Source organism: Porphyromonas bobii, from assembly GCF_943169685.1.
Classification (GTDB): Bacteria; Bacteroidota; Bacteroidia; order Bacteroidales; family Porphyromonadaceae; genus Porphyromonas; species Porphyromonas pasteri.
The window spans coordinates 147399-165814 of the sequence record NZ_CALPBU010000003.1 but is presented as its reverse complement, the minus strand read 5'-3'; the positions used below and the strand labels follow the sequence as shown (position 1 = coordinate 165814).

At 55.1% G+C, this 18416-nt stretch carries 11 protein-coding genes; 3 read left to right on the top strand and 8 right to left on the bottom strand.

Annotation, left to right across the window (positions count from 1 at the left end; genetic code table 11):
- Positions 1-19: 19 nt before the first annotated feature.
- The 8 genes from KO088_RS04450 to KO088_RS04415 form a co-directional block, all read right to left on the bottom strand.
- Positions 20-1087 carry an aldose epimerase family protein gene (locus tag KO088_RS04450; RefSeq protein WP_215493744.1) on the bottom strand — a complete coding sequence of 356 codons (1068 nt, stop codon included), beginning with the start codon at positions 1085-1087 and terminating at the stop codon, positions 20-22.
- A 190-nt stretch (positions 1088-1277) separates the two neighbouring features.
- On the bottom strand, positions 1278-1961 hold the full coding sequence (locus tag KO088_RS04445; protein ID WP_215493743.1) for a peptidylprolyl isomerase: 684 nt from the start codon (positions 1959-1961) through the stop codon (positions 1278-1280).
- Positions 1962-1981: 20 nt separating this feature from the next.
- A complete protein-coding gene (locus KO088_RS04440) occupies positions 1982-2854 on the bottom strand; it encodes a YitT family protein (protein ID WP_060935251.1) in 873 nt (290 codons plus the stop codon).
- Between the two features lie 445 nt (positions 2855-3299).
- A complete protein-coding gene (locus KO088_RS04435) occupies positions 3300-5573 on the bottom strand; it encodes a TonB-dependent receptor (protein WP_215493742.1) in 2274 nt (757 codons plus the stop codon).
- A gap of 224 nt (positions 5574-5797) precedes the next feature.
- Entirely contained in the window at positions 5798-7075 is a 1278-nt protein-coding gene (locus tag KO088_RS04430; protein WP_215493741.1) for an McrC family protein, read from the bottom strand.
- A complete protein-coding gene (locus KO088_RS04425; protein WP_251419807.1) occupies positions 7075-8394 on the bottom strand; it encodes an McrB family protein in 1320 nt (439 codons plus the stop codon). The genes KO088_RS04430 and KO088_RS04425 overlap by 1 nt, the downstream gene beginning before the upstream one ends.
- 480 nt (positions 8395-8874) lie before the next feature.
- A complete protein-coding gene (locus KO088_RS04420; RefSeq protein ID WP_215493740.1) occupies positions 8875-11193 on the bottom strand; it encodes an ATP-dependent helicase in 2319 nt (772 codons plus the stop codon).
- 187 nt (positions 11194-11380) lie between these two features.
- Positions 11381-11593, bottom strand: a complete 213-nt coding sequence (locus KO088_RS04415; protein WP_215493739.1) for a hypothetical protein — start codon at positions 11591-11593, stop codon at positions 11381-11383.
- 762 nt (positions 11594-12355) lie between these two features.
- On the opposite strand from KO088_RS04415, the gene uvrA reads away from it, so the two are divergent.
- The 3 genes from uvrA to tig all read left to right on the top strand — a co-directional run bounded on the left by uvrA (position 12356) and on the right by tig (position 18160).
- Positions 12356-15205 (top strand): excinuclease ABC subunit UvrA, encoded by a 2850-nt coding sequence (gene uvrA / locus KO088_RS04410; protein WP_215493738.1) that lies wholly within the window; start codon positions 12356-12358, stop codon positions 15203-15205.
- Between the two features lie 50 nt (positions 15206-15255).
- Positions 15256-16656 (top strand): SWIM zinc finger family protein, encoded by a 1401-nt coding sequence (locus KO088_RS04405; protein ID WP_229770782.1) that lies wholly within the window; start codon positions 15256-15258, stop codon positions 16654-16656.
- A gap of 133 nt (positions 16657-16789) precedes the next feature.
- Positions 16790-18160 carry a trigger factor gene (gene tig, locus KO088_RS04400; RefSeq protein WP_215493737.1) on the top strand — a complete coding sequence of 457 codons (1371 nt, stop codon included), beginning with the start codon at positions 16790-16792 and terminating at the stop codon, positions 18158-18160.
- Positions 18161-18416: the final 256 nt, after the last annotated feature.

The following is an 18416-nucleotide window of genomic DNA, read 5'->3' as shown; positions in this document are numbered from 1 at the left end:
GATTTTGTTTGTTAGCTGGCTAAGCTTCGAGCGTGAAGCGGAAGATCGTTGTCGAGCAGAAGGTCTCTCCGGGATTCAGACGCGTCGAAGGATATTCGGGCTTGTTGGGGCTGTCTGGATAGTGCTGCGTCTCTAAGCAGAGTGCGGCACGTGCAGGATAGCGGTGACCGTGCTTCCCGCGGAGGTTGCCGCTCATCCAGTTACCCGTGTAGAGCTGTACCCCAGGCTGGTCGGTGTAGACCTCCATGACGATACCCGTCTTGGGTGAAGAGCAGCGCGAGGCAATAGCGAGCTTGCCCAGCTCCTTGTCCAATATATAGGTGTGGTCATAGCCACGTGCCCAGCGAAGTTGGTCGGTATCCGTGTCGATACGCTCGCCGATGAGGTGGGGCGTAGAGAAGTCCATAGGCGTACCTGCTACTGCAGCGGGAGCGCCATAGGGGATAGCCGTCTCATCGGTGGGGAGGTATTCCTTGGCGAAGATCTCTAAAGTGTGGTCATGTACCGAAGGATCGCCTTCGCCGGAGAGGTTGAAGTAGGCGTGATTGGTGAGGTTCACTACCGTAGGACGCGTAGTCGTAGCCTCGTATTCGATGCAGAGTTCGCCTTCATCGGTGAGCGTGTAGACGACACGAACAGTGAGTTCGCCTGGGTAACCTTCTTCGCCGTCGGGGGAAGTGTAGGTGAAGGCGACCTTGTTAGGAGCCAGCTCTTCGCCATCCCAGATGACGGCATTGAAGCCCTTGAGTCCACCGTGCAGGCTGTTCGGCCCATTATTGATGGGGAGCTCATAGCTCGTGCCATCGATGGTGAAGTGACCTCGAGCGATACGATTCGCATAGCGCCCGCAGATAGCACCGAAGTAGGCTTCTTCGCTGTGGATATATTCGTCGAGACTGTCGTGACCGAGGACGACGTCTGTATAACCTGTGTGGCTGGGGACTACGAGAGAGACGAGCTTAGCACCTTGGTTGATGAAGTGCGCTTCGGCTCCTGCCTTATTGATCAGAGTGTAGAGCTGGACGGCTTTACCGTCTACGACCCCACGGAAGGCCTCATGGGAGAGCCCTGCTTTATTCTGCTGCATCGTTAGTTTGTAGTTAGTTGGCTGTGAAAGCCACTCAATTGAAGCTTTAACGTGGTCAAATATACGAATAAGTACGCATACAGCCACGGCTCTCGGTACTTTGTCTTGGAGCGGAATGAATAGATAAGCCGACGCCCCGCATCAAGTACTTGGTGCGGGGCGTCGGCTTGTATTTGGTGTGGAGTGCAGGCTATTTCTTCGGGGTGTAGAGGCGCATGCTCTTGATGATGACGTTTTTCAGTGGGCGGTTGTTGTCATCCGTCTCGACGCGCTGGATCTTATCCACGGTGCCCCAGCCGTCGAGTAGACGGCCAAAGACTGTATATCCGCCATCCAGATGTGCTGCACCGCCCTGGAGCTTGTAGGCTTCGCGCTGCTCGGGCGTGTACTTCCACGAGCGACCAGCTTCCATCTCGTCCAGATCCATGTCGGTATAGTACTTCCCCGTGACGATATAGAACTGGCTGAAGGATGATTTCTTCTCGGGATTGGTATCATCTCCCTCGCGGGCAGCACCGATATAGCCGCGGACGTGGACGAACTTCTCGGGCATGATCTCTGCCTTTATCGTCGCTTCGTCGGAGTCGCCGGGGAGGGACTTCTCGCGGGAGAGACCGCGGGTCTTTAAGTTCCCAGCCTGGATCATGAAGTCCTTGATGACGCGGTGGAACTGTACGCCGTCAAAGGCATGTTGTCTGACGAGCTTGAGATAGTTGTCACGGTGGACGGGCGTCTCGTTGAAGAGCTCGATGATGAAGTTCCCCTTTGTCGTCTCTACGAGGATCTGGGGGCGCTGCTCGCTCTGTGCGCTGACGATAGAGCTTAGGCTAAGGGCACAGAAGAGCGCAAGTAAGGGGCGGAAAAGCTGTCGCATGGAGTGTGTGATGTGTGAGATTAGGGGAGGAGAGGCATGCTGTCATTGGACGCATCAGCTGTGGTGATGAAGGCCTTGGGGTCAAGATCCTTGACTAGCTTCTTGAGCATAGCGAAGTGCTTGCGCTCGATGATGATGAAGAGCACCTCACGGGGCGTACCCGAGTACATCCCTTGGCCGTGGAGGAAGGTGCCACGCACGCCGACTTGTCCGATGAGTACCTCACGAAGCTCCTGCGTCTTGTCGGAGATGATGAAGACCGACTTGTGGGGATTCTGAGGCTGGAGTGCGTCGACGACCTTGCTGTAGACGAAGATAGCGATCCACGAATAGAGGGGGACACGCCAGTCTTGGAAGACCCACAGCCCTAAGAGGACGATCAGCGAGTCGATGAGCATGATCAGGGTGCTGACCTTCGTGTTGAACGCACGAGATAGTACGCGCGCCAAGGTATCGGTACCCGCGCAGGTACTTTGTGCCGTGAAGATCATCCATACACTTACTCCGAGCAGGGCCCCGCCGTAGAAGCTACAGAGAATAGACTCTTCGACGAGCGGACGGCCGCCTGACCACGTCTCGATGAGGTCAGAAAAGAGGGCGACGAGGACGAAGGTCACGACGGTCTTGACTGCGGTGATCTTCCCAAGTCCCTTCATCGCCAGGAGGAAGAGCGGGATGTTGAAGACAAGAGCAATGGTACCAAGGCCCAGCTCTAGCCCAAAGAGGCTGCGAGCGACCTCGCGGATGACGAGCGCCAAACCATAGACACCGCCCGGGCTAATATGTGCTGGGGCGAGGAAAAGACTGTAGCCAATGGCCAAAATGAAAGAGCCGAAGACGATGAGAAAGGCATCGAGCAGGAGCTGCTTCTTCGTTGTCGGAGCGGTAGGCATAGTGTATGAGGTAGATGTTTCTCTCACAAAGATAATTCCTCTGGTTGATTCTGCAGCCTCCCGTAGGGAGATCCCGCCGAAGCTACCTGACGAAGCTACTGGAAGTGATATGACTTTGCGGTAGAAATACCTCTACTTCTCGGGCAATGTAATTCTACTTCCTGGACGAAGTACCTCTACTTCTCTGGAAAAGTACCTCTACTTCTCTGGAAAAGTACCTCTACTTCCGAATAAAAACACCTCTACTTTCAGTCGAAAATACCTCTACTTTTGATTGAAAATACCTCTACTTTTTCCAGCCCCTCCGAAAGCCTTGTGTAGACAGGCTTTGTAGAGGCCTCCCGAATTGCCTTCTGACCCGACAAAAAACGCCTTCCCCTCCCTCCGCTTTTAGGCGAAGGGAGGGGAAGGAAAAGCGCTGTTTCAGCTGCACGATAGAGCCGAATTAGATGGAGAGTGAAGCGGTGAACTGGACGTTGCGCCCTTCGGCGGGGATGAACTGCGTGCTGTTGATCGTCGTGCTGTAGTAGACGGTGTCGAAGAGATTGTTGACATTCAGCTGCAGGCTCAGCGCCTTCATAGGCGAGAAGCTTACGACGGTGTTGAAGATCGTACTGGGATCGATCTTATAGATATTGGTCTCGTCGGAGTAGAAGCTGCCCGTGTGGATCGCACCGAAGCCCAGTCTCAGGACGGTCTCGCTACTGAAAGGAGCGTTGTAGAAGGCCCAAGCGGAGACCTTATCACGAGGAACGCGCTTGAGGCGATTGCCCGCGGAGACGTTTTGCGTGAAGTTGCTCGACGTGTATTCGGCGATACGCGCGTCGGTGAGCGAATAGCCGAGGTTGAAGTCAAAGGCAGAAGAGGGCGCGTAATTCATCTCCAGCTCGACACCCTTACTGATGGACTTCCCGATAGGGCCACCGATCTTGCGGCCGTCGGCAGCTACACCGAGGTTGGTGCGGACCATATTGCTTAGCGTGATATGGTAGGCGGCGGCGTGAAGTGAGAGTTGGTCGCCGAGATCCAGATGCAGACCGGCTTCCCACTGGCGACCCGTCAGTGGCTTGAAGCTCTTGAGCTCTTCGGCACTCATCTCATGTCCGTCAGCAGCCATATAGACTACCTCGGGCGAGAGGGTGATGCGCTGGGGCTTGAAGAAGGAGGACACGGAGCCGTAGACGTTGAAGCTCGGCGTGATATTATACACAGCGCCGAGGCGATAAGTCAGTGCGGCATTCGTAAGTATCTGGTCGGTGGTGCGGTCGAGGAGCTTGCGATCATCCGTATTGTAGATGCCGAAGTCACGACGGAAGAAGTCCATACGTACCCCAGCAAGGAGTCGCAGATTCTGCCACGTCATGAAGTCCTGCAGAGATACCCCATTGACCAGGTCCTTGAAGACCTGCATGCGGCGGTACTTCATATAGATCGGGCCCTGATCGAGGATAGGATCCTTCAGCGTCACGATAGATCCGACGCCAGCACCGGTATAGAGTGCGCGGTCAGAGCGACGAAGATCCATGTAGGAGAAGTTGTGAGCGGCGAGGATCGCGTGGCTGGTATTGCCCCAACGTAGACGTCCCGTCAGCTCGATCTGATTCTGTGCCGTCAGCGTCCCATAGGCAAAGCCGAAGCCATCACGCTCTACGCGGTCGATGAGTACAGGTACCTTCGTCGTGCCGTCGAGGTAATAGTGCTTGGCACCGGTGGCTTTTGCCCCTGTGAGATAGTTCAGCCCGTCGGTGGAGTAGTAGTTGAGGCTATCGTAAGCGAAGAAAGCGTGCTCAGAGAGTCTCCAGCGCTCGTCGATCGCGTAGTTGTACTTGGCGTGGAACTTGACCGTCTTATTCGTCAGGAACTCATTGGGGTCGGTGTAAGCTCTCGAGGCAGGTTCGCTGCTGGGGAAGGTACCTCGCTTGTAAGCCAGCTCATCGGTCGAGCTATCATAGACATCCCACTTGAGGTGTGGCTGACCATAATCACCACGGAACTGGTCGTGGCTGATGATCGCAGCGAAGCCAAGCTTGTGCTTGGGCGAAAGCTTAATGTCGACAGCGGCATGTGCATTGGCGATCTTCGTGTAGTTACCTCGCCAGCCATCACTGGTCGAATACTCCACGTCGGCACGTGCATTCGCCTTGCTTGAGATCGCACTTGTCCCACCAGCTGTGATACGATGCGTGCCGTACGAGCCGATGGTATAGCTTGCGTCGAAGGCTGGACGGGCCTTAGGTTGCTTATTGATGATGTTGATGACACCACCGAGGGCGGAGTGACCTACGCTCATCGAGGCTGCACCCTTGAGTACTTCGATGTGGTCTACCGCTGCCATCCCCGTAAGAGGTGCTGATTGCCAGAGCGCATGACGCTCATCGCGCATCCCATCGTTGAGGACGACGGACTCGTAGAAGCCTCGGAGGAAGAACATATGGAAGCCACCATAGTCCTTGAATGCTCCTACACCAGGGACGGTCTGCATAGCTTGTGCGGGATCGGTGTAGCCTAAGAGGCGGATCTTCTCAAGAGGAAGGATATTTGTCGTCAGGGGGATCTCACGGCGTGGAGCGGGGATCTTGACGACTGTACTCGGTGCCATGACACGGGCACCACGTACTACGACTTCGCCGATGACCTGAGCTGAGTCGGCAGTGTCTGTAGTTTGGCCTGCCAGCGTCATAGGTAACGCCAGCGCCATGAGGCAGATAAATCGCTTCATGATGTACAGGTTTTGGTTTGTATAAATAGGTTTTGCGCCTGCTGAGGGTAGGAGTGCATGCTTTCACGTGCTGGTAGCTCCCTCCCGTGAGGCAGTAGCAAAGGTATCGCTTTCTCGTGAGAGGCTAAAGAAAGGCGTAGGGCTACCTGCAGACAGCCCTACGCCTATTATAATAATGTATAGCCTCAGCTAAAGTACCTCGAGCTGGGCGAAGCGCCTCCTTCTTATCTCAGCGTAGGCAGAGGAACAGCTAAGCGATAGAATCCCCAAGCCGATTTCTCTTCCTCTATCTCAAGGAGTAGCTCACGAAGAGGCTTGTCTCGGAAAGGATTTCTCTCAGTTCCTTCTTCGGGATAGATCACAAGACAAGGAATTGGCTCCGTGATGGGATCCTTGAAGAGCATTCGATCGCGTGCATAGCCAGAGAGCTGTCGGATGATGTCGGAGCTGATCTTGGTCTTGTCCTTGAAGCGGGGGATATACTTCGTGTCCATGACCAGTAGCGGGTCGTAGCAGATGAAGTCTGGGTAGCCTGTATGCCCCGGTTCCTGATACCTGATCTGATTTCCATAGGCTTCGCGAAGTAGCCCGAGGACGTAGTGCTCGTAGAGTAAGGGCATATCCAGCCAGAAGACGGGGCAGTCTTCTTCGCTGCTCTGTATGTTCGTCAGGCTATAATCGTAGCGACGCAGGATGAGCTGCGCCAGACGTATTGCTTCGGAATAGGTGCGGAAGAGCTTCTGATGCTTGAGATGCTTGAGTTCCCATACCTCGATCTCGTCGCTGACGTGGGCGAAAGCCGAGAGACATTGATTGAGTGTGTGCTCCAGCGACGAGCGGCTCTCCGAGTGAGGGAAGGTTTGCAGGAGCTGTCGGACGAAGTGCAGTGCCTTCTTCAGCAGGCGATTCTCTGGGATATCTATGGAATACTCTTGGTAGCGACAGAAGACTTTGTCGGGACGCTTGCGTAGGACGTTCGTGCGCTCGTGGCGAAGCACGCTGATATGTCCCTTGACCTTCTTGAGGTTCTCTTCTCGCTGGATGTAGTCTTTCTTTAGTCCACCCTGCACGATCACTCTCACCACGGAGAGGAAGTGCACGACGATGAGGGGACTGAGTACACTCTGCAGCTCGGGAGCCTTGATGCGCGGCTGCTCCATATCGATCCCATAGATCTCAGAGAAGGCTTCTAACTCAACCCCCGCCTGCAGACAGCGGCTGAAGAGCTGGAGGAAGTCAATGTTGCTACAGCCAGCCTTCGGTGTGATGACTAAAGGCTCCTCATCATCGAACCACTGCGCTCCGATGACGTAGGAGGTGTAGTAGCCAGGCCCTTTATCAGTCTCAGCTTGCTCATCTTCCTCTCCAGGGAAGACGCCATTCCACTGCCAGCGAAAGAACCAGCGGTCTTTTCCCTGCTTAGACGGCAGACGCATCCACTCCTTCCACTTCTCGTGGGGGGAGGAGATGCCATCCAATCGCTGATGCTCTTGATATAGCATTAGGCTTCGCTATCCGAAGATGCTTCGGTCGCCGCCTCAGCGACAGAAGGATTAAAGCATTCGCCCTTCTCCCAAGCCGCGAAGTACTTCTCATCCTCTTCCTTGCCTTGTAGGATGCCGTCCTTGATATATTCGCGGAGGAGCGGGATGACCTCGTAGCGCATCTTCATCTGGAGAGCTTCAAGCGTCTCAGCCAAGAAGTAGCTGTGGCCGACCTTCAAGTCCTCCAGATCGAAGTCGCCTGCCTTATGTGTCGCGATGAAGGAAGTCGTGTCGTCTGTGCTATCGCCATTGATCTGCTTGAAGAGAGCTAAGGCCTTGGCGCGCACCGCGTCATCCTTGATACAAGTCTTGATGACCTCGGGATCCGTCTTGAGTGTGATGAAGGCAAAGCGGCGCCGCACGGCATAGTCAATAGACCCTGTAGAGCGGTCGGTCGTATTCATCGTGCCAATGATATAGAGGTTGGAAGGGACAGAGAAGCTATCCTTAGAGTAGGGTAGGGTGACCTTAATGGGGTGCTTCCCGTCCCCCGTACGCTTATCAGCTTCGAGGAGCGTAATCAATTCTCCGAAGATGCGTGAGATATTTCCTCGGTTGATCTCGTCGATGATCAGGACGTGAGGCTTCGTGGAGGCCTTGTCTTCTATTTGGTATTCCTTCTTTACTGCTTCGATAAAAGCCCGTGCATAGGCCTCGTGAGTCTTGGTCTTTCCTTTGCCTATAGCCTGATCCTTAATCTGTTCAATGTTTGGGAAAGATTGGGGGCTAGACTCCGTACTGCGCATATTGAGGGTTTTGCCACCTTCCCACCAGATAGAGAGCTTAGCCCTACCAGAGACGGATGGAATTTCTCGTTGATTATCTTCGCCTTGTATCCTTTTCAGGTAGTCATCAATATAAGCTGCGATGTCCTTTCCCTCCGTAGTCCGTGCTTGTTCACAGATTTGTTTGAAGATACCCGCCTCGACGTTGTAGGTGATATGCTCTCCTTGTAGCTCAGGCTTCACTCCTTCGACGAAGTCCTCATAGTCCATAGACTGGTGGAAGGTACAGAAGGCTATTTGTCCTTCCTGCCGAAGGCGCTCGTACTCATCCATCACTTTTATATGGTCTTCCAGTCCTGTGAACGAGGGGTTACAGAGGGCTACTGCGAGAGATGCCGTCGTATATGTCTTACCTGTGCCAGGGGCACCTTGCAAGATGATGTTCTTCTTCTCCTTTAATAGAGAGACGCACTCATTCAGCAGTAGTGTATCTGATTTAGAAGTGTCAGAGAGGGGAGTTCCATTTTTTAGCTGGGTGAGTAGCTTCTTCATATATGGGTATTGCTTTTTAGACTGTTTCGTGAAATAGCCACAGATACCTTGCTGGAAGTCTTCGGTGTTGAAGGTATTCTCCTCAGGGACATTCGTAAGAATTGCAACTGATCGAAGAACTGGATAAGGACTCTGCTCCCCAGCTTCTTCATTCGTGAGGTGTGGCTCATCTGTTATTTGGCAAAGCTTTTTAGGCTTTTTACCTTGACACACGAGTACAAGTGTCCCTTGTGGTTGAGCACTTAGGTACTTGCCAAGAAACTGATGCTTTTCAGTTAGTGTGATGGTGTGGTTGCTCTCAAGTTGAGTCATCAAGCTGGATTGTTTCCCTTCGCTATTGGCTTCCCCTAAGTCTATGTGCCAATAGATCGGTTTTTCTTTCTCCATAGTCTTTTATTAAGTGTAGTAAAGCTGATATCTTGTAACGGTAAAGGTAAGAATAATGTTATTAAATGCGGCGGAGCTATAGTGGTTTTCTCCCTAAAGCACCTCGAGCTGGGCGAAGCGCAGGAGGAGCTTTTTCGTCTCGCCCGTGTCGAAGGTGACGGTAGCCTTAGCATTGTCGCCACGACCTTCGAGCTCGTCGATGACACCCGCACCGAAGCGCTTGTGCACGACGCGTCCGCCGACAGCGAGCGCACCGATACGCTTGTGCTTCTCCTCGGGCGTATCTCCAGCCTCTCTGCGCTCGATGAGGACACGGCGCGAAGGTGCGGGAGGAGCCGAACGGAAGACAGGGCGGTCGGAGAAGTCCGTCGGGAGGTCACCGCCTGCGGGGTGTACTGCCTTGGGGCGGTCCCAGGGCGAGGCGTGACTGCTTAATCCCGAGTCGAAGGTCACTAATTCCTTGGGGAGCTCACGGACGAAGCGACTGGGACGGCTGAACTCCGTGCGCCCGTTGCGGAAGCGCTCTCTCGCATAGCCGATATGACAAGTCTTCTCAGCACGCGTCAGTGCGACGTAGAAGAGTCGGCGCTCTTCCTCCAGTTCCTTCCCCGTATTGCTCATCATCGAGGGGAAGAGATCTTCCTCCAGCCCTACGATAAATACGTGAGGGAACTCCAGTCCCTTTGCCGAGTGGACGGTCATCAGCGTGATGCAGTCTTCCTCGTCGCCCGTCTTGTCTTGGTCGGTCATCAGTGCGATCTCGCTGAGGTAGACGCCGAGTGAGGGCGTCTGGTCGGCCTCGAGAGCGGCATGGATGTATTCGTCGATACCACCGAGTAGCTCCTGGATGTTCTCCACGCGCCCCTTGCCTTCGCTGGTGGTGTCGCTCTTGAGATCGGCGAGGATGCCCGTCTCATTGATCACGCGCTCAGCGATCGCATAGAGGTCATCCTCCTGCTGGTTGTAGGCGCGCAGGTCATCGAGGAGAGCGGCGAAGGCTTGTAGTCGGGCAGCGGTGGGCTTATTGACCTCCACGCCATAGGCGAGAGGGTCACGGAGGATCTGCATCATCGGCAGACCCTGTTGTGAGGCGGCCTGACGTACACGCTGTACTGTCGTGTCGCCGATGCTTCGCTTGGGGTAGTTGATGATACGCAGGAGCGCCTCTTCATCCAGCTCGTTGACCAAGACGCGGAAGTAGGCGACGACGTCCATGATCTCCTTGTGGTCAAAGAATGAGCGTCCGCCATAGATACGGAAGGGGAGTCCAACACGGCGGAAGACCTGCTCAAGGGTACGGCTCTGCGCATTGGTGCGGTAGAGGATGGCTATCGAGCTGTAGGGATTGCCATCACGATGAAGACGCTGCACTTCGTCGGAGACCCAGAGAGCTTCGAGGTCACCCGAGAGCGCCTCATGCACGGTGATAGGCTCACCGATAGACTCCTCTGAGAAGACATCCTTGGGGATCTGGTACTCGTTGTTCGCGATGATCTGCCCTGCAGCCTTGACGATGGTCTGCGTGGAGCGGTAGTTGCGCTCGAGCTTGAAGGTGCGGGCGTTGGGGAAGGTCTTCTCGAAGCTAAGGATATTGTCCAAGTTCGCCCCGCGGAAGGAGTAGATACTCTGGGCATCATCGCCGACGACGAAGATAGCACCCTTGTCCTGCATCAGCTGGCGTGCGATCATATACTGGGCGAAGTTGGTATCCTGATACTCGTCGATGAGGAGGTAATCGATACGGTCCTGCCAGAGCTTCAGTACATCGGGGTGCTGGCGGAAGAGGATATTGATCTGTAGCAGGAGGTCATCGAAGTCCATCGCATTGGAGCGCTTGAGCTCAGCCTCGTAGTGCTGGTAGATCTCGTAGAGCTTCGGCAGGCCACTCTTCGCATCGTACTTGAGGAAGTCAGTGTAGGAGGCGTAGGCACTGGCGGTGATGAGGCGGTTCTTCGCCGAGGAGATGCGGTTGTGCACGACATTGGGCTTGTAGACCTTGTCGTCGAGACCGAGCTGCTTGATGATGGCCTTGATACGGCTACGGCTGTCGGAGGTGTTGTAGATCGAGTAGTCCGAGGTGTAGCCGAGTAGGGGGGCATGCTGGCGGAGGATCTTCCCGAAGATCGAGTGGAAGGTGCCCATGTGGATCTGCCGAGCTACCGAGCCGACGTGGCGGGAGATACGCGCCTGCATCTCACGGGCAGCCTTGTTGGTGAAGGTCAGTGCCATGAGACCTGCGGGGTGATAGCCCGAGTCTAAGAGGTAGAGGAGCTTGTAGACGAGGACGCGGGTCTTGCCGCTGCCTGCGCCAGCGATGACCAGTGCGGGGCCATCGTTGTAGACGACGGCAGCACGCTGGGCTTCGTTGAGCTCACTGAGGTAGGGTAGGTCGAGGGTATCACTTGCACTCATAACGAGAGGGGTATATATAAATGTAGGGGAAGGCCGATATGCCGAGCTCTTGCTTCGGGAGCTAAGGGCTTCTTTTGCCCCGCAAAGGTACAGCGAATCTCTCCATAATATATAGGTATGAGCCCCACAATGCGGTTGCATTGTGGGGCTCACTGCTCTTAGGGTGTCGCTGTCTCCGAGCTACAGCTTAGTGCTGCATGCTACGATGGCTGTGCCAGTCTCTGCGCAAGCGATGGAGGAAGCGACGCGTGAGGCGCACCCCTTCGGGGATAGCTCCGACGAGGAGTATGAAGAGGAAGAGACTGGGAAGACGATCCTTCCAGGTGTCACCAGCGGACTCTGCGTAATAGAGCAGCCAAGCGAGGAAGGCGTAAAGGATAGTGAGTAGGATTCGCTCCATAGGCATTATAAATTGTGGATTCAGTTGAGCTGTATGAGGGAAGCCTGAGGGCAAGTGCGTATGTTGGTGCCAAGGCTCACCCTGCGAAGATAGTACATTATTATTATATAGATGCTTATCCTATCGAGCGCCTTGTCGTTAGAGCCTCTTCGGCAAGGTCTGCTGACCTATATGAGCCTGTTGCAGCGAGTCCTGTCCTCTATTTAGAGTGCTAAGGCATCGCACGCCCAGCTCCCCGATATACCTCTCCGAAGAGATACACAAGCCCTTCGCTTTATCGCGCGTATTCCTCTTATTCAGCGGAGGAAAAAGTGCCCTTCTCGTGAAGGATAAAGCGTTTGCCTGTAGTGGTTTTTCTCTATCTACGTACGTAGTCTTAAAGACCAGGCACGTCAGTCCAAATATCCACGTACGTAGATATTAGAGCCACGTACGTAGATCAAGCTTATCAGCCACTCGTCCACAACTTTTATCCCTATGCGTAGCAACAACCTAATATGAGTCACTGCTCCGACCTATATAGATCGACGTCGTGACCAATACTGGTCCGTGTGATGACCTATATAGGTTCGCCCGCCGACCAATATAGGTCGGTAGCACCCCCTTATGCGAGGGGTACGATAGACTCATAGAGAAATCTCTTGGCTTAGGGGGGATAAGGGGGCTGTCAAGGGCGAGACAGAGAGCCGATTTATTCGTAACTTTGTGTACTATACATTCTTTCACGGTAGGCTCTGCTCGGGTCTTCCTTTCATTTATTAGATGCAAGACTTAGATATTCGTGGTGCCCGCGTGCACAACCTTAAGGACGTGGATGCTCACATCCCTCGCTACTCGCTGACAGTCTTCACCGGCCTGAGTGGTAGCGGGAAGTCCTCCTTGGCATTCGACACCATCTACGCTGAGGGCCAGCGCCGCTATATCGAGACGTTCAGCTCCTATGCCCGAGGCTTCCTTGGTGGAGGTCTCGAGCGCCCTGACGTCGATGAGATCACAGGTCTCGGCCCCGTCATATCTATCGAGCAGAAGACTACGAACCGCAATCCCCGCTCTACCGTCGGGACCGTCACGGAGATCTACGACTTCTTCCGTCTCCTCTATGCACGTGCAGGTACGGCCGTATCGTACCTCTCGGGCAAGCCCATGGTGCGCTATACCGAGGAGCAGATCCTGGAGCTCCTCCTGGAGCGCTATGAGGGGAAGAAGGTCCTCCTCTTGGCCCCCGTCGTCAAGCAGCGTAAGGGGCATTACAAAGAGCTCTTCGAGCAGCTTCGTAAGAAGAGCTTCCTCACCGTCCGCGTCGACGGGGAGCTACGAGAGATCACCTACGGCATGAAGCTCGACCGCTACAAGCTCCACAGCGTCGAGGTACAGACCGACAAACTCACTATAGCGGAGAAGAACCGCGACCGCCTACTTGCCAGCCTCCGCCTGACCCTCAAGGAGGGCGACGGGGTGATGATGCTCCAAGAGATCGGCACGGGCGAGGTCGCTTACTTCAGCCGCCATCTGATGGACCCCGAGACGGGCCTGTCATACAACGAGCCCGCACCGCACAACTTCTCCTTCAACTCGCCCAACGGTAGCTGTCCGCGCTGTAAGGGCCTCGGCGAAGTACGTGTCATTGATCTCGATAGCATCGTGCCCGACCGCACGAAGAGCATCTATGCTGGGGGCATTCTCCCCTTAGGGAAGTACCGCCGTACGCTGGTCTTCGCCCAGATCGAAGCCCTCTGCGCTAAGTATGAGGTCTCGATCAAGGATCCTATCTCCCAGCTGCCCGATGACCTACTCACAGAGATCGTCGAGGGCAGTGAAGAGGACTTAGTCCTGCTGGACGACCGCTTCACAGAGCTGCGTGGCGTACCCCTCTCTTATGATGGCCTCGGTGCCTACCTTATGGCGCAGAGCGAAGAGGAGGAGAGTCCCCGAGGCGCAGAGAAGTGGATGGCACAGTTCACCCGCGCAGAGGTCTGCCCCGAGTGCCATGGTGGACGCCTGAACAAGGAAGCCCTGCACTACTTCATCGGCGGGAAGAATATCGGTGAGGTCGCTTCGATGGAGCTGACGCACCTGGCCTCTTGGCTTGAGGGGCTGGAGGATAAGTTGACGGATCAGCAGCGTACCATCGCTACCGAGGTACTCAAGGAGATCCGTACCCGTCTGTCCTTCCTCCTGGATGTGGGTCTCGGCTACCTCTCTATGAACCGCATGACCGCCTCCCTCTCAGGGGGCGAGAGCCAGCGTATCCGTCTGGCGACACAAATAGGTACCCAGCTGGTCGAGGTACTCTATATCCTCGATGAGCCGAGTATTGGTCTCCACCAGCGAGACAATGTGCGCCTCATCCATTCGCTGCAGAAGCTCCGTGATCTGGGGAATACCGTCATCGTCGTCGAGCATGACAAGGATATGATGCTCGAGGCAGACCATATCATCGATATGGGGCCGAAGGCAGGCCGCCTCGGTGGCGAGGTCGTCTTCTCGGGCTCGCCCGAGGCGATGATGCGCGCTGGCACGCTGACGGCACGCTATATCAGCGGTGTCGAGACCATCGAGGTTGCCCCCGAGCGTCGCCCGATGACCGAGCGTCAGCTCCGCCTGACAGGTGCGCGTGGCAATAACCTTCGTGGTATCGATGTCAGCCTCCCACTGGGTACCATGATATGTGTCGCTGGGGTATCGGGGAGTGGTAAGAGCACGCTCATCAATGAGACCCTGCTGCCTATCCTCAGTCAGCACCTCTATTCTTCGCTGAAGGATCCGCTGCCCTATGATAGCATTGAGGGGCTGGAGTACGTCGACAAGGTCGTCGCCGTAGACCAGTCGCCTATCGGCCGTACGCCCCGTAGTAACCCCGCGACTTATACGGGTGTCTTCACCGATATCCGTAACCTCTTCGTGGGGCTTCCCGAGAGCAAGATGCGCGGCTACAAGCCTGGGCGCTTCTCCTTCAACGTCTCGGGCGGACGCTGTGAGACCTGCTCGGGGAATGGCTACAAGACCATCGAGATGAACTTCCTCCCTGACGTCTTCGCTCCATGCGAGGCTTGTCACGGGCGTCGCTACAATAGAGAGACCCTCGAGGTGCGCTTCAAGGGCAAGTCCATCGCCGACGTCCTCGATATGACGATCAATGCGGCGGTGGAGTTCTTCGCTCACGTCCCCCATATCCTCAAGAAGCTTCAGGTCCTGCAGGATGTAGGCCTCGGCTATATCAAGCTCGGGCAGTCCTCGACGACCCTCTCTGGCGGAGAGAGTCAGCGTATCAAGCTGGCCTCCGAGCTCGCTAAGCGCGACACGGGTAAGACCGTCTATATCCTCGATGAGCCGACTACGGGCCTGCACTTCGAGGATATCCGCGTCCTCCTCGGCATCCTCAATCGCCTCGTCGATCGTGGGAATACCGTCATCATCATCGAGCATAACCTTGATGTCCTCAAGAGTGCCGACTATATCATCGAGATTGGTCCCGAGGGCGGGAAGGACGGAGGACAGCTGCTCTTCGCTGGTACTCCCGAGGCTTTGGCAAAGGTCAAGGACAGCCCTACGGCACCTTTCCTCGCCGACGAACTCAAGCTTGCTGGCCGTAAGAAGGCTTCACACAAATAGTATGTTGTATTGAATAAATCCTTACCCCTAACACTATAACCACCACACCCATGAAACTTGGAAACCGTTTATCCAACAAGATCTGTCCCGACAACATGACGATCGAGGAGTGGCAGGTAGCCCTCCGCCGTGAGAACGCACGCGAGAGTGACTTCACCGTGGAGCACCTCGACAAGAACCGCATCTGGGGTGACTACCTCGTCTGTAGCACCACCGGCCGCTACCGTGTCGCCTTCCGTGGCGTACAGAGCGATCGCAACTTCTGCTCCTGTCTGGACTTCCGTACCAATGGCCTCGGTACGTGTAAGCACCTCGAGGCGGTATCGCTCTTCCTCGAGGAGCACGTCCCAGGCTACCCCTGGGCTGGCCTGAGCTATGCTGCCGAATACTCCTCTATCTATGTCAGCTACAAGGGCGGGCGTAGCATCCGCCTCCGTGTAGGCGATGCGTACCGTGCCGAGTACGAGCGTCTGAAGGAGAAGTACTTCTCTCCCGAAGGAATCCTCCCCGAGAGCAACTATCACCTCCTTGAGCAGATTTGTGAGGAGGCACTGGCGATCTCATCCTCCTTCCGTTGCTATGAGGATGTGCAGGAGTTCGCCGAGGAGTGTGCCCAACTCAGTCAGTGGAAGACCGAGCTCAGCTCCGCCTATCCCGAGAAGGCTATCCCCTGGGATAAGAAGCAGATCAATCCCGCTTACTCCGAGGTTGAGCACCTGCTCTATGACCTCTGCTTGAATGGCTTTGGCTTCATCGTCGGCCTCAAGCATCCCTTCTACATGCACCTCTTGGCTCGCCTCGTCGAGGAGGTCTATCAGGGAGAGGTCGAGCGTAACAAGGGCTATATCATCGTAGGGAATGAGACCGATGTCCTGCTCTGGCAGTCCATCCTCCTGCAGTACAGCGAGTATATCCATCTGCCTGTGCAGGTGGTCTCGCAGCAGACTTTCCTCAAGCAGCCCATACAGCAGGGGGCGAAGGCAACCTTCGTCTACGTCAATGATGCCGACTGCTTGAAGGAGTGGAAGAACCCCGTCTCGCTCGCCATCAAGCGCCTCGAGATCAAGCATCTCTATATGCATGTCGAGACGCTCCAGCACTTCACTCCCGTGCAGCTCTCCTCGATCCTGCAGCACATCAATCCCTTCATCATCGGGCCCTTCTACAAGTTCATCCACACGTACCGCCCGATGTTCCCCCTCCGTGAGCGTGCTGACTTCCTCCCCCCCGAGATGCAGCCCTTCACGTTCTTCGTGACACAGGTGCTCTTGACGGCGCTCGTCCTACCCTCGGGAGATGCTCCTTCGTCGGCTCCTCTGCCGGTAGAGGAGATGCTGACCCCTGAGACGCGTGTGACGAAGTTCCTCTCCCTGCTCGGTGAGATCCTCGACGACCCGAAGTCTACCGAGATCCTTCGTGAGCGGATCGCCCGTGGTGCAGGCTTGCGGTAGCTTGTCTAAGTAGTCTATTTAGATTACCTTTGCACTCAATTTGTTAGGGTGCTGTGGGCAGAGATCTCACCTCCTTGCCCGACCCGACAGATATTACGAATAAGCATAGTATACATTAAATAATAAAAGACGAATGGCTGTATCGATTAAGCAGACCTCCGATGTAGCAGCTGTCATCACCGTCCAGGTGAGTGCAGCAGACTACCAACCCCAAGTAGATAAGGCACTGAAGAACTATCAGAAGAATGCTTCTATCCCTGGCTTCCGTAAGGGCCACGCACCCCTCGGCCTCATCAAGAAGCAGGTAGGCACCTCGGTCAAGGTCGAGGAGATCAACCGTGCTGTCGTCAGCGCTCTCTTCGGCTATATCGACGAAGAGAAGCTCCAGATCCTCGGCAATCCCCTGCCTGTAGAGGACGCTGAGGAGTACGACTTCGCTACGGAAGAGAACTTCGAATTCTCCTACGACGTAGCCCTCGCTCCTAAGATCGAAGCTAAGCTCGAGAAGAAGGACAAGCTCACCTACTACCGCATCGTCGCTACCAAGGAAATGGAAGACGAGCAGATCAAGCGTATGCTTGAGAACGCTGGTAAGCAGATTGAAGCTGACACTGTAGAGGACAACGACGTCGTCTACGGCCGTGCCCTCGAGCTCGCTGATGGTCAGCCCAAGGAAGGCGGTATCGAAACTGCCCAGGCACTGATCCTCCCCCGCTTCGCTAAGAGTGAAGCTGAGAAGGCTAAGCTCATCGGTGCTAAGCTCGGTGATACGATCACCTTCGAGCCCTTCGCTCTCTATGACGGTCAGGCTCCTGAGATCGCTTCACTCCTCCAGATCGAGAAGGAAGCTGTCCCCGCCCTCGATGGTGTAGCCTTCTCCTACCAGATCACGAAGATCTCACGCCGCGAAGCTGCTGAGCTCAATGATGCCTTCTTCACCGAAGCCTTCGGCGAAGGTAGCGACATCCGCAGCGAAGAAGCTCTGCGTAAGAACATCCAGGAGAGCTTCGCTGAGCAGTTCGCCACCGAGAGCGACTTCAAGTTCACGCGTGACCTGCGTGCTCTCCTTCTGAAGAAGGCTGGCAAGGTAGCTTACGACGAAGCTCTGCTCAAGCGCATCTTCCTCGCTCGCAACGCTGAGGCTAAGGTCGAAGATCTCGATCGTGATATGCCACAGATCCTCGATGACATCACCTTCGACCGCATCAAGGGTCAGCTCCTCGAAGCTGCTGGTGTGCAGATCTCTGATGAGGACCTCAATAAGTTCGCCCTCATCGTAGCTAAGAACCAGTTCGCTATGTACGGCATGACTTCTGTGCCCGACGAACTGCTCGAGAACTACGCTCAGAGCATGCTCAAGGACGGGCGCACGAAGGAGAACCTCATCGACCGCGTCGCTGACTCCAAGCTCGCTGCTATCGCTAAGGAAGCGATCACCGTCACGGAGAAGGAAGTATCTCCCGAAGACTTCAACAAGCTGATGAGCGAAGACACGAAGGCTTAAGCCTCACAGTCCTCCCAGCAGATATATAGATAGAAGCCCCGTCGCAGATCCCTGCGGCGGGGCTTTTTGTATCGTATGATATGGAGAGATTGGTATTTAATAAGAAGTTTCCTACCTTTACTGCAAAGAAAGACAAGGAGAGACACACCGACACACCTCAGCGATCCTCTCCAACCAACGCATTACCCTCACCGACGTACCTCCTCCCTATGGCTGAGCGATAGTCTTAGACACATGCCCTGAGTACCTCTTCATT

Bases quoted from the DNA above. Each gene is read 5' to 3' on its own strand.
- KO088_RS04450 (WP_215493744.1), bottom strand. From the start codon at position 1,087: ATGCAGCAGAATAAAGCAGGGCTCTCCCATGAGGCCTTCCGTGGGGTC.
- KO088_RS04445 (WP_215493743.1), bottom strand. From the start codon at position 1,961: ATGCGACAGCTTTTCCGCCCCTTACTTGCGCTCTTCTGTGCCCTTAGC.
- KO088_RS04440 (WP_060935251.1), bottom strand. From the start codon at position 2,854: ATGCCTACCGCTCCGACAACGAAGAAGCAGCTCCTGCTCGATGCCTTT.
- KO088_RS04435 (WP_215493742.1), bottom strand. From the start codon at position 5,573: ATGAAGCGATTTATCTGCCTCATGGCGCTGGCGTTACCTATGACGCTG.
- KO088_RS04430 (WP_215493741.1), bottom strand. From the start codon at position 7,075: ATGCTATATCAAGAGCATCAGCGATTGGATGGCATCTCCTCCCCCCAC.
- KO088_RS04425 (WP_251419807.1), bottom strand. From the start codon at position 8,394: ATGAAGAAGCTACTCACCCAGCTAAAAAATGGAACTCCCCTCTCTGAC.
- KO088_RS04420 (WP_215493740.1), bottom strand. From the start codon at position 11,193: ATGAGTGCAAGTGATACCCTCGACCTACCCTACCTCAGTGAGCTCAAC.
- KO088_RS04415 (WP_215493739.1), bottom strand. From the start codon at position 11,593: ATGGAGCGAATCCTACTCACTATCCTTTACGCCTTCCTCGCTTGGCTG.
- uvrA (WP_215493738.1), top strand. From the start codon at position 12,356: ATGCAAGACTTAGATATTCGTGGTGCCCGCGTGCACAACCTTAAGGAC.
- KO088_RS04405 (WP_229770782.1), top strand. From the start codon at position 15,256: ATGAAACTTGGAAACCGTTTATCCAACAAGATCTGTCCCGACAACATG.
- tig (WP_215493737.1), top strand. From the start codon at position 16,790: ATGGCTGTATCGATTAAGCAGACCTCCGATGTAGCAGCTGTCATCACC.